This window comes from Thermodesulfobacteriota bacterium (assembly GCA_036482575.1).
GTDB lineage: Bacteria > Desulfobacterota > GWC2-55-46 > GWC2-55-46 > JAUVFY01 > JAZGJJ01.
Map to the genome: position 1 here is coordinate 1 of JAZGJJ010000097.1, position 11,634 is coordinate 11,634.

General features: G+C 56.4%; 16 protein-coding genes. 6 read left to right on the forward strand and 10 right to left on the reverse strand.

Annotated elements, in window-relative coordinates; all coding sequences use genetic code 11:
- The 10 genes from V3W31_04210 to waaF (V3W31_04255) all read right to left on the reverse strand — a co-directional run.
- Nucleotides 1-393: glycosyltransferase family A protein (locus tag V3W31_04210; GenBank protein MEE9614146.1), on the reverse strand; the 393-nt coding region annotated here is incomplete at its 3' end.
- A 4-nt stretch (nt 394-397) separates the two neighbouring features.
- Entirely contained in the window at nt 398-1,078 is a 681-nt protein-coding gene (locus V3W31_04215; GenBank protein ID MEE9614147.1) for a methyltransferase domain-containing protein, read from the reverse strand.
- Complete coding sequence (locus tag V3W31_04220) at nt 1,059-1,976, reverse strand: lysophospholipid acyltransferase family protein (GenBank protein ID MEE9614148.1); 918 nt, start codon at nt 1,974-1,976, stop codon at nt 1,059-1,061. Before V3W31_04220 ends, V3W31_04215 begins: the two co-directional genes overlap by 20 nt.
- Before the next feature lie 27 nt (nt 1,977-2,003).
- Nucleotides 2,004-2,174 carry a Trm112 family protein gene (locus V3W31_04225; protein ID MEE9614149.1) on the reverse strand — a complete coding sequence of 57 codons (171 nt, stop codon included), beginning with the start codon at nt 2,172-2,174 and terminating at the stop codon, nt 2,004-2,006.
- Between the two features lie 32 nt (nt 2,175-2,206).
- Nucleotides 2,207-3,199, reverse strand: a complete 993-nt coding sequence (locus V3W31_04230) for a lysylphosphatidylglycerol synthase transmembrane domain-containing protein (protein ID MEE9614150.1) — start codon at nt 3,197-3,199, stop codon at nt 2,207-2,209.
- On the reverse strand, nt 3,196-4,140 hold the full coding sequence (locus V3W31_04235; protein ID MEE9614151.1) for a glycosyltransferase family 2 protein: 945 nt from the start codon (nt 4,138-4,140) through the stop codon (nt 3,196-3,198). Before V3W31_04235 ends, V3W31_04230 begins: the two co-directional genes overlap by 4 nt.
- A 13-nt stretch (nt 4,141-4,153) precedes the next feature.
- Nucleotides 4,154-4,705 carry a phosphatase PAP2 family protein gene (locus tag V3W31_04240; GenBank protein MEE9614152.1) on the reverse strand — a complete coding sequence of 184 codons (552 nt, stop codon included), beginning with the start codon at nt 4,703-4,705 and terminating at the stop codon, nt 4,154-4,156.
- A gap of 15 nt (nt 4,706-4,720) precedes the next feature.
- Complete coding sequence (gene waaF / locus V3W31_04245) at nt 4,721-5,773, reverse strand: lipopolysaccharide heptosyltransferase II (protein MEE9614153.1); 1,053 nt, start codon at nt 5,771-5,773, stop codon at nt 4,721-4,723.
- Between the two features lie 40 nt (nt 5,774-5,813).
- Nucleotides 5,814-6,389, reverse strand: coding sequence for a D-glycero-beta-D-manno-heptose 1,7-bisphosphate 7-phosphatase (gmhB, locus tag V3W31_04250; GenBank protein ID MEE9614154.1), 576 nt, complete (start codon nt 6,387-6,389; stop codon nt 5,814-5,816).
- Nucleotides 6,386-7,438: a lipopolysaccharide heptosyltransferase II gene (gene waaF, locus V3W31_04255; protein ID MEE9614155.1), complete on the reverse strand. Its 1,053-nt coding sequence runs from the start codon at nt 7,436-7,438 to the stop codon at nt 6,386-6,388. The genes gmhB and waaF (V3W31_04255) overlap by 4 nt, the downstream gene beginning before the upstream one ends.
- A 190-nt stretch (nt 7,439-7,628) precedes the next feature.
- Here waaF (V3W31_04255) and V3W31_04260 point away from each other — a divergent pair, with 190 nt between their 5' ends.
- The 6 genes from V3W31_04260 to V3W31_04285 form a co-directional block, all read left to right on the forward strand.
- Nucleotides 7,629-7,805, forward strand: a complete 177-nt coding sequence (locus V3W31_04260) for a hypothetical protein (protein ID MEE9614156.1) — start codon at nt 7,629-7,631, stop codon at nt 7,803-7,805.
- Nucleotides 7,802-8,656 (forward strand): restriction endonuclease, encoded by an 855-nt coding sequence (locus V3W31_04265; protein MEE9614157.1) that lies wholly within the window; start codon nt 7,802-7,804, stop codon nt 8,654-8,656. The genes V3W31_04260 and V3W31_04265 overlap by 4 nt, the downstream gene beginning before the upstream one ends.
- 20 nt (nt 8,657-8,676) lie before the next feature.
- Nucleotides 8,677-9,423: a hypothetical protein gene (locus V3W31_04270; GenBank protein ID MEE9614158.1), complete on the forward strand. Its 747-nt coding sequence runs from the start codon at nt 8,677-8,679 to the stop codon at nt 9,421-9,423.
- 181 nt (nt 9,424-9,604) lie between these two features.
- Entirely contained in the window at nt 9,605-10,180 is a 576-nt protein-coding gene (locus tag V3W31_04275) for a nucleotidyltransferase domain-containing protein (protein ID MEE9614159.1), read from the forward strand.
- The gene (locus V3W31_04280) at nt 10,164-10,598 is read left to right on the forward strand and encodes a HEPN domain-containing protein (protein MEE9614160.1); all 435 of its coding nucleotides are present in this window, start codon (nt 10,164-10,166) and stop codon (nt 10,596-10,598) included. The genes V3W31_04275 and V3W31_04280 overlap by 17 nt, the downstream gene beginning before the upstream one ends.
- 300 nt (nt 10,599-10,898) lie before the next feature.
- The coding region (locus tag V3W31_04285; GenBank protein ID MEE9614161.1) for a PfkB family carbohydrate kinase at nt 10,899-11,634 on the forward strand (736 nt) is incomplete at its 3' end.

An 11,634-nucleotide genomic window follows, 5' to 3' on the forward strand; every position in this document is an offset into this window, starting at 1 on the left:
CCGCCCTTTACCCCCCCCTTCGTTCCTTCCTATGTAGGTGTAGTCCGAGCAGACGAGCCCGACGTCCGGGTTCCGCGAGAGGAACTCCACCTGCACATCGAGCTTATCCTCTTCCCACAGGTCGTCCGAGTCGAGGAAGGCCACGTACTCTCCCGTGCTCTTCTCTATTCCGTAGTTCCTCGCGCTCGCGGCCCCACCGTTCTTCTTATAGAAGTAGTTCACCCCCTGGAGGTACTCTCCGAGCGCCCCCTTCGTGTCCTCTGTGGAGCCGTCGTCGACGACGATCACCTCGTAGTCCTTGAACGTCTGGCCGAAGACCGAGGTCAGCGCCTCGCGGACATACTCGGGACGGTTATAGACCGGAACGACTACGCTTACGGTGTTGTCCGCCATCGCGTCAGGGTTTCCCGGGCCTTACCCCGACCACCACCACGGACTTCGCGAAGTCCACGTCAAGGTAGCGGTGGAGGGGGGCCGTTATATAGAGCCTTATAAGGCGCTTGAGGAACTGGTCGTTATATACGCGGTATATCTTCTCCACCTCGAAACCGGCCGCAAGGAGCGCCGCGCCCAGGACCTCGTAGCTGTACGCCGTCCTGTGGTCGGAGTCCATCCACCACCTGTTGGGGTGGTGCATGTTCGGGGTGCTTACTACTATCCTGCCGCCCGGCACGAGCACACCCCTTATCTTCCCTAAAAGCTCCATCCCATCGTCGAAGCTCAAGTGCTCTATGACCTCTGAGAGGACGGCCACGTCGAACTTATCGTCCACCTCGTCGAGGCTGTAGTAGTCATGGGCCCCGGCCCTGTCGACGTCCATGCTCTTATAGACAACCGAGGGATAGACCTTCTTCACCTTTTCCGCTAGCCCCCTGTCCGAGGCGCCGACGTCGAGAATTTTTCCCGTTCCCGTCTCCTTCAACCCTTCCATCACTATGTCCGAGCGCTTCTTCTTTATCTCGAGCTTATAGACCGAAGGGAAACGCTTCCTTACCTCCGTCCGGCACTCGAAAAACCGGCCCCAGCTGAATCCGGTTTCCTTATCGGGCGCGGCCGCGTTATGCACTGGCGTCGGCATTCGCTTTCTCCCTCCTCTTCGACGGCCTTCTCTCCCACCTCGAATGAAGCCATAGCCACTGGTCGGGGTATAGTCTTACGAACTTCTCTATCGCGGAGGTGAACCTCCGGGTGTTCTCTTTTATGTCGGCCTCCCTGTCGCCGGTCAGAACCGCTTCCACCGGCATGTCGGCTATGACCCTTTGCTTCCGTCCGTTCTCCCTCAAGATGAATACCGGGACCACGGGTGAGCCGGTCTTCATGACCACGGCGGCAAGCCCCTTACTCGTCGGCGCTGGCCTCCCGAAGAACTCCACCTCGACCCCGTCCCTCCTCGAGGAGCGCTGGTCGAGTAGTATCCCGAGGTTGCCGCCCCCCCTCAGTATTTCCAGCATCTTCCGCAATGCGTTCTTCCTCGGTATCACGGAGTTACCGAACATAGTCCTCTGCCCTTCGACGAAGACGTCCAGGTACCCGTTATCGAGCGGGCGCACGAGGCTGCTCCCCCTGTAGCCTTTTGTGGTCAGGGCGGGGCCCAACATCTCCCAGCTCCCCAGGTGCGCCGTCAGGAAGACAACTCCCTTCCCTTTTCCGACGGCCTCCTTCAGATTTTCCAACCCCTCGAAGGTTATACTCTCCTCCACCCGGCGCATGTCGAGCTTCTTGAGCCGCGCGAACTCGACCACGGACATGCCGAGGTTCCCGTAGGAGGCACGCGCGATAGCCTCCATCTCCTCTTCGGTCTTCTCCCCCTTGAAGGCGGTCTTTATGTTTTTTATTACCATCTTCCGTCTCTCCCCCCCGAGACGGAAGGCCAGCCCTCCGACCGCCCTCCCGAGGGTTAAGGCCGCGCCTTCGGGCAGGAGGTTTACAAACCACACGAGCGCCATCACGACGAGATAGACCGGGAAATCTTTCATCTCTCTCCCCGACATAAGCCGCTCCCGCTAATCGAGCTCTATCGCCTCGTCGGCGAGCATGACCGGTATGTCGTCCTTTACGGGGTAGACGAGGCGGCACTCCTCGCACACCAGTCCGTCACCGGCCTTGTTAAGCTTCACCTCTCCCTTACACCGGGGGCAGGCAATCATGGATAGCAGTTCTTCGTCTACGGCCATAAAGTCCCTCCCTTCTTCCTTCAGTTGGTCCTTCAGTCTGTTTTTTGGCCCTCCGCCTCGGGGCCGAACTTTTTTCCTTCTTTCCCTTTTTTCCCGCCGGCCCTTACGTACTCAACGCCTCCCACGAGGCTTATCGCCACCACTATCGCGAACCAAACAAGCGACAGGCCCAGGGCCTGCTCCTGTGCGACACCGGCCTTCGCAAAGAGAAAGACGAACGCCCCCTCCCTTAGGCCGAGGCCGGCCAGCGAGACCGGCATCATGGACACCGTCGTTGCGAGCGGTATGAAGAGGAAGTAGTAGCCGACCGGCACGTCGATACCCAGCCCCCGGCCGAGCACGACGTAGCTCGCGATGACCCCCAGCTGGACCACCAGCGAGAGAAGAAATATCCTTAGCAGTATCCCGGGGTGGCCCTTGTAACTCATGAGCACATTATAGAACTTGTCTATCTTTTCGTTCAGGTCGAAGAGACGTACCTTCGCGAGAAGGCGCACGAGCCAGGCGTGCAGGGTATCCACCCACAGGAAAAAGCTCGCCAGGAGGTAGCCTCCCACGAGCAGCAGGAAGAAGAGCGGAAGCCCGGTACCCTTTATAAGCACGTACCCGGGCACCAGCGCCACGAGCGTTATGAACATGAGTGCGGTATAGCCCGAGTACCTGTCCATGAGTATGGAGGCGAACGAGACGTCCCCCTTGCCGGTATCCCTGTACAGGTAGTAGCCCTTTATAATGTCCCCGCCCACTATGGTGGGCAGGAAGTTATTGAAGAACATCCCTATCATGTATACGGAAAGCAGCTTCGGGTACGGTATGCGGACGTCCTTCTTAAGTACGGTAGACCACCGGTAGGTCGCAACGCACTGCGTGCCGAGGAATATAAGGGCGGCGAGGAGCACCGTCCGGACGTCCAGGGACGAGACCGTCTCCCGGAACGCCCCGATGTCCGACTTTCTGAAGAGGAAGTAGAGAAGGCCGGCGCTTACCCCTATCTTCGCCGAGGCCACGAGGATCTTTTTCATCATCCGCCGAGCACCTTTTTTACGACGTATACGGGCTTATTCTGCGACTCGTGATAGACCCTTGCCAGCATCTCGCCCAGGAGCCCCATCACCACGAGCTGCACCCCGAGGATTATAAGCAATATACCGAGCAGAAGGAGCGGCCTCCCCCCTATGGACTCCCCCAGGATAATCTTTTCGTAGCTCAGGTAGAGCGAGACGAGGAAGCCAGCCCCTCCCATCGCGAGCCCTGCGGGCCCGAAGGCGTGGATGGGACGCGTCGAGAAGCTCTGCAGGAACTTTACCGTTATGAGGTCCAGTATCACCCTTACGGTCCTCGATATCCCGTACTTCGAACGGCCGAAGCGCCGGGGGTGGTGGGTGGTCTCCACCTCGGTTATCTCCGCGCCGACCCAGCTCGCTATGGCCGGCAGGAAGCGGTGCATCTCCCCGTAGAGTTTTACGTCCTTTATGACCTCCGCGCGGTAGGCCTTCAAGGTACAGCCGTAGTCGTGCAGCTCGACGCCCGTTACCTTCGATATGAGCCAGTTGGCCGCCATCGACGGGAGCCTCCTCGAAAGGAACGGGTCTTTCCGCTCCTTCCTCCAGCCGCTCACTATGTCGAACTCCTTTATCTTTTCGAGTAATTTGGGTATGTCTTCCGGGTCGTTCTGCAGGTCCGCGTCCATGGTGACGACCACGTCGTATCTGGCGTGGTCGAAGCCGGCGGCGAGTGCCGCAGTCTGGCCAAAATTCCTCCTGAAGGCTACCACCACAACGCTGTCATCGCCCGCCTGTATCCCTTCGAGCACGTCCGCGGTGGAGTCCCTGCTCCCGTCGTCCACGAAGATAATCTCGTACGTCCTCCCGAGGCCGTCCATGACCTTCTTGAGCGAGTCGTAGAGATGCGGCAGACTTTCCGCCTCTTCGTAGACCGGTATGACTATCGATACGGACCTGGCCATCGGTTTTCCCCCTTTACGCTTCTCCGCGTTCCCGGCGTCGTTTAAAGAGTGCGCCCTCCGCGACCCCTCTATCCAACCTGTCCACCACGAGTGCCGCGGCCGCGCCCAGCAAGGCCCCGGCGGCCACGTCTCCCGGATAGTGGGCGCCTGCGTATACCCTCGAGTACCCGACGAGCAACGCCGCCGCGAGAAGGGCCGGGGCCCATCTGCGAAACCTCAGCGACAGGAACGTCATGATCGCGAACATATCGGTCGTGTGCCTCGAGGGTAACGAATAGGAGTCGCTGCACCCGGCAAGCACCCTCACCCCCTCGAGTGCGTGGCACGGCCTTACTCTGGCAAAGAGGTCTTTCAGTATCAGCACCGCAACGTCACTCAGCACGACCGCGGTTGCGAGCGCGACTATCATCCGGCGCGTCTCCCCGGTGCCGCGTATAAAGGCGGCCGCCCCGATGGCACCCCCGACTACCGCGAAAACGGCCTTATGGGAGACCGCGTATACCAGCCAGTCAAGCGGCGGGGCCGTAAACCCCGTGTTCAAAAGATGAAAGAGAGCGGTATCCATCGGAATCCACGGCCCCTATCGTGCCCGGGCGGCGCTTACCGGCTCTCCGGCGGCGCCAAGCCTGACGATGGCGTCCATCACATCTTCGGCCGCTATGGCGTCCATGCACTTAAGCCGGGCGCACTTCCTTGAAAAGCACGGACTGCAGTCCATCTCTTTTCTTATCACACTGTGCATCTTCCCGTACGGTCCGGTCCTCCACGGCGCGGTGGGGCCGAAGATGGCGACGACCGGCGTGCCCGCGGCGGCCGCCATGTGCATGGGGCCCGAGTCCACGGTAAGAACGAACGAGGCCCTTCCCATTACGAAGGCGAGCTGCTTCAGGCTCGTCCTGCCGGCGAGGTTTATTGTATTCCCCTTCCCGGCCATCTCCGCTATCCTCTCAGCCGCGGCCCTGTCCGGGGGCGAGCCCACGATTACGGCCCTCATCCCGAGCCTCTCTTGCGCGAGCCTTATCACCTCGGCGAACCTCTCCTCCGGCCAGAGCTTGGTCTCCCACCGGGCCCGCGGGTTAACGACGAAGAAATCCGTCTCTCCGTTTATGCCGCCGTCTTCGAGCAACCCGCTTGCGGCTTCTCCGGCCTCCTCCCCGACGTGCAGGGGGGTGGAAAAAGCCTCGCCTTCGGCCTCCGCCCCTCCCGCGCAGCGGGCGAGGTCGAGGTATCTCTCGACCGCGTGCCTCTCTATATCGTAGGGAGGGAGTTTTTCCGTGAGGAACAGGTGGCTCATCTCCCGCGCGTTCGCAAAGCCCACCCGCCTCTCCCCCTTCGAGAAGTAGACCCATATGCCGCTTTTCAGAAGTCCCTGGAAGTCAAGGACCATGTCGTATCTCTTCTCCGCGAGTGAGCGGGCCACCCTAAAATTTTCAGCCGTATCCTTAACCCATCCCCTGCCCTTTACGACTACCACCTCGTCGAGCATCGGATGCCCGACCACGATATCGCTTGCCGCCTCCTCCACGAGCCAGTCTATCTTCGCGCGGGGATGGCCCCTCCTGAGCGATTCGAGCGCCGGGAGGGTTTGCACGACGTCGCCTATTGACGAGAGCTTTATAATAAGTATCTTCATGTGGAACATCCTGATGTGTTCTTCGCGTTGCGTTATGCGTTCATTTAATCCCGGCCATTATCCACCCGACCGCTTCGCCTATGTCTTCGGCCACGAAGTCGGGGGCGGGACCCTTTTCTTCCAGCCTATCCCTTTCCGCCCTGCCGTGTCCGGTAAGGACGAAGACGCTTTTCACTCCGGCGGCCTTTGCGGCCCCCACGTCCGAGGCCTTGTCTCCCACCATGAAAGAACGGGCGAGCTCGACCCCGCGTTCGCGCGCGGCCGCGTCGAGGAGCCCGGTTGCCGGCTTCCTGCAGCCGCAGTCGTCCTCGGGCCTGTGCGGGCAGTAGTATATCCCGTCGACTTCCGCCCCTTCGAGGCCGAGGAGTTCGGTCATCCGCCGGTTCACGGCCCTTACGTCGTCCTCGGTGTAGTAGCCCCTCCCCACCCCGGACTGGTTCGTTATGACTATTACCGGCACGCCCGCGTCGTTGAGCCGCTTTATGGCCCCTGCCGCGCCGGGAAGGAGTTTTAGATCGTCCGGGTCGGAGATATAGCCGCTGTCCTCGTTGATCGTGCCGTCCCTGTCCAGGAACACCGCCCCGCCACCCCCGTCACCCCCACCCCCCCCGCTCACCCGGTCTCCTTTTTTCCAAGAAGCTCCTTGCACGCCCGGTACACCTCGTCGGGAGTCACGGCCTTCATGCAGTCGTAGTGTCCGTACGGGCACTCCCTTTCGAAGCACGGGCTGCAGTCGATCTTATTCTTAATGACCTTCACCCGTCCGCCCAGCGGCCCGGTCAGAGACGGGTCGGTGGAGCCGAAGACGGCCACGGTGGGCACCCCGATAGCCGCGGCCAGGTGCATGGGTCCGGAGTCGTTCGTTATGAATATCTTAAGGCGCCCGGCGATCGTCATGAACTCCCTCAGGTGCGTCTTGCCCGCGAGGTTTATGTGCTCCATGCCGATCCTTTTGGAGACCTCGGCGGCGGCCTCGACGTCGTCCTTGCCTCCGAAGAGCAGCGGCACTGCCCCGATCTCTTTCGAGAGTTTTTCGACCACCTCGGCGAAGCCATCGGCGCTCCACATCTTTGCCGGGCCGTAGCTCGCGCCCGGCGCCGCGCCGACGAGTACCGAGTGCTTTGCTATGTCGTACTTCTCGAAGAAGAGGACCACCTCCTCCTGCTCCCCCGCCTCGAAGTAAAGGCGCGGGACGGGCTCTGCGGGGGCCTTGCCCCCGAGCGCCTCCACGACCCTCAGGTAGTAGTGTACCTGGTGCTTTTTCTTTATATCTTCGGTGACCTTGACGGGGTTCGTCAGGAGAAGGCCCCTCATATCCCTCGCGTACCCGGCCCTCCTGGGTATGCCGGCGAGCCAGGCTATAAAGGCCGCGTCGAACGCGTTCTGGAAGAGCACGGCCAGGTCGAACTGATTATCCCTGAGCCTCCGGGCGAGCGCGCGCTTGCCCATGATCCCCGCATGCCCGCCATACCGGTCGTACTCGATTATGTCGGATACGGCCGGGTGTCCCTCGAATATCGCCGCGGTGCGCGGGACCGAGAGGACGGTCAACTCGGCCTCCGAATAGAGATCCTTCAGCGCCTCCAGGGCAGGCAGGCAGATAATGGAATCCCCTATCCAGTTCGGCGTCCTGACGAGCACTTTCTTTATTTCCTTTATTTCCATTATTTCTTTTATTTCCTTTACTTCCGGTATTTCCGTTTCCCGGGCCACAGGGCGCACTCCTCCAAGCTTAATTGCCTGATTATATTATAAAAATCAGCTCTTTTCAAATTAATTTGAGTTAATCCGGAGAGGAGGGGGGAGGAGGGGACAAATTGCCTTGTGGTACGGGGTCGGCCTGGATTATAATCCTGTGAAGCTTGTCGACGGGATGCTCGACCTGCACAAGAAGCTCGCCACAAAAAAGACCCCGCACGAGCGCGAGATGATCGAGCGTCAAATCAAGGCAACCGACAACAGCATAGACAAACTCGTCTACGAACTATACGGACTTACGGAAGAGGAGATAAGGGTGGTGGAGGGAGGGTGAGTAAAACAAATTATCAAAAAGGAAAAGATTACGAAGATTTTGTAGAAAAAGTTTATCAGGCAATTTTAGACGGCGAGGTAAACGCTGGGGTTTTAAAACCTGTGACGTTAGAACGAAATAGGACACTCCCTTGCAAAAGCGGTGCAACGGCTGAGATGGATATTTACTGGGAATATGAAGCGGCAGAAGTTTTAGTTAAGGTAGGAATTGAATGTAAAGACACGGGGGCCGTTTCTGTTGGGGATATGAGGGATTTCATTCAAAAGCTTGAGGGTATAGGAGGAATTCAGGGCCTCTTCTTTTCAAAAGATGGGTTTCAGGATGGAGCTAAGAAAGAGGCGGCATACCGTAATATAACGCTGCTTAAATTAAGAGAAGTAGAAGAAAAAGATTGGGATGGTTATCTAAAAGAAATTTATATAGAATTTAACGTGTTACCCCCTGCACGGATTGTAAATATTGAACCTGCGCTAAATGAAGAGTGGCTAAGGAAACAAGGATATAAAGAAGGAGACAGGTTGGATTTTTCAGCATTGAATACCGAGATGATACTTGAAGATAAAAAAACAAACTTCAAATATTCTTTGCATGAAATTGTAGATAGTCCAGAGTTTAGTCAAAGTTCTCCAGGGGAGCATATATGGGAAAAGAGCTTTGAAGACGGGTGGTTTTATGTAAAAGACAAAGAGGTTAAAATAGATAGCATGAAAATTACTTACCAGGTTCCTTCTCCCTTCAAACAATCAATGCTTATCGATCATTCCAAATGGGTCTTGGCTGTTCTTGAGAATGTAGAAGAGAATAAGCAGTATTTGGTTTCGAAGGATGGTAGAAAGAAAAAATTTTCGTAAATAAGGTGAGCAGAGGTCGGTTGGGTTTGCGCAAAGCGGCATTATATGTTCTTTCTATTATTGGGGGTGGGGTTATTTATATGACCCAAATTCCAATAGGCGAAGCAATATCAAACTTCCAAACATATTTTAATTTTTTTGGGCTTAATCCTGGCTGGGTTCAAGGAGAAAATACTGACACTAAATTTTTTATCCTTGGTCTCTTTCTTGTTGGAATAGCTTTTGCTATAGGATGGTTTTGGCCATCGACAGGAAACAAAGGGCCAAAATTCGAGATATTATTTGAACAAGGCAAGGAGCCTTTCTTATGGAGTAGTTCCCAAGAATATATATGTAGATTTGGCATTGTTAATTCTGGGGATATGACTCTGAATGATCTACAAGTAAAATTGCATGAGATAAATCCCCATCCAGACAAGACAATTTTTGGTAGTCCTTTAGTTTTGCCTTGCTATTTGAGATTTCAACATGATGAGGGGGTACTTTTAGAGAGATATTTTAGATATAAGACGCACGAAACTTTGCATCCGAAAGATAAGATGTTCATTAATGTTTGTTACTGTCTTAAGCGTATCAGCGATTCTGTGGATAATGTAGAGATACTGACTACAAATAGTAGCGATTATTTAAGACTACATTCCCGAGCTTACGAATTTAAGATATTAGTTAGTAGCGAAAATGGGGGCTCAAAATTTCTTGATTTTAGATATGACCCGGAACAAGAGGACGAAAAAAATGTATGGGTTCAAGCTACCAAATTTTTGTAAAAAACAGGGTCAGCGACCGTCAATTTCAATTGCGGATTGCGGAGTTCGAATTGCGGAATAAAAATTCAGAACCAAACAATCCGCAATCTGCAATCTCCATTCCGCAACCGCCAGGCCCCAGACCGAAATAAATCCTTGACAGGAGAAACGTTTTCATTATAATGAAGATATGTTTCCCAAAATGAAACACTCTCCGGGGGTCCTCCTCGTTAAGACCACACACCAGAAGGTCCTGGCCTTCTTCCTTGCCCGTCCCTCGGGATTCTTCTACGGCTCGGAGGTCTCGAAGAAAACCGGCGTCAGTATCGGCCAGGTAAGTAAAATCCTGAACGACCTCAGAAGGGCCGGGCTGGTCGAAAAGGAAACCAAGGGCAAAACCGAGCTATACCGTGTCCTCACAGACTCGGCCGTGTTGAGGACGTACAAGGTGCTTACGACGCTCATCTCCATCGAGCCGCTGGTCGAAGGGCTCAAGAAGGTAAGCAGGCTGGTCATCCTCTACGGAAGCTGTGCAAAGGGCACGAACGTTGAAGAAAGCGACCTCGACCTGCTGGTTGTAAGCAGCGTCAGGGACAAGGTGCAGGACACAGTCGCCCGGTTCCTTTACGACGAAGGCAGGGGCTTCTCGGAGATAAAACCGGTCATTAAAAGGCCTGCGGCGTGGGCCTCCCTTGAGCAGAACGACCCGTCGTTCTACGGTGAGCTGCAGAAGGGGATACTCCTATACGAGAAGGAAATAGATGAATCGAGACTTTAAAGACTGTCTCGATAAGAAGAGGCTTTACAAGTCCGAAGGCGCAACGGCCCTTGCGGAAAAGGAGTTCCGCTCAGCCTCGGACGACCTCGATAACGCCGGATTCAGCCTTTCAAAAAAGAGGTACAAATGGGCGACCATCCAGGCATATTATGCTATGTTCCATGGCGCGAGGGCTCTCCTGTACTCCAAGGGGTACCGGGAAAGGGGACATTACTGCACTGTCGTGGGTGTTGAAGAACTCTTCGGTAAGGCCGGACTCCTTGAGATGAAATGGGTGAGGGCCTTGAGGAACGCGATGAGCATGAGAGAAGACGCGGACTATGCCAGTGAGTTTTCAAAAGAAGGGGCCGAGGTCACCGTCAAGAACGCCGAGGGTTTTCTGGAGGAGGCGGAGAGGCTTCTGAAGAAAGGGAAATAAACTCCCCTCACCCTTCGACTTCCATGTTTCGGTGTGCCCCCACGCCGAAACCATTTCGTTGAGGTAGAGACGCACCGTTTCGGTGCGAGGACGCACCGAAACATCAAAATTTGGGAATCGGGGGGACACTTCCCGCATTTTTGTGTTTAAATGACCCCCTCACCTCGGTCCGTGTGTCCCTGACACCTCCCCGAAGGGGAGAGGAGGTAAAGGCTAAACGGAGAAGGACGGCGGCCAATGGTCTTAGCAGGCGGCAATTGGGAAGCAACCCTTAGAGACTTTTTAACCATAGGTGCCTGAATGTCCGTAGTAGGCTTAGGCCAGTGCTCTCTCGACTACATCGCCTCGGTGGAGGAGTTTCCGAGCGAGGATACGAAGCTCGAAATAGTCGACTGGACCCCCGAGGGGGGCGGGCCCGTGGCAACGGCGCTGGTGGCCCTGAGCCGCCTCGGAGTTAAGACAACCTTCATAGGCCGCGTCTCGGACGACACGGTCGGAGGGGAGATAAAGAAGGGCCTTAAGGCCGAAGGCGTGGACACCCGCGGGCTCCTCCCCAAAAAAGGCGGCCGCTCGCAGACCGCTTTTATAGTGGTAAACCGCCGTACGGGCTCGCGCACCATACTCTGGCAGAGGCCCACTGTGGAGGAGCTGCGCGCGGAAGACGTAAAGCTCTCCTGGATAAAAGGAAAAAAGTTCCTGCTCCTCGACGGCCTCATGCACGAGGCATCCATAAGGGCCGCCGAGATCGCCCGGGACCTCGGCGTGCCGGTGATGTTCGACGCCGGAAGGGTCAGGGAGGACACGCTCGAACTGGCCGCGCTGTCGGACTACATAGTCGGCTCCGAGGAGTTCGCAACCGGGCTCTCGGGCTCGCCCGGAAGGGCCATAATGAAGCTCACCCGCCTGGCCCCGCGCGCGGTGACCATAACGCTCGGAAGGCGCGGCAGCATCACCTGGTCCGGGGGTGGAAGAGAGACCTTCCGCACCACCGCGCCGGGCGTGAGGGCGGTGGATACCACCGGCGCCGGAGACGTCT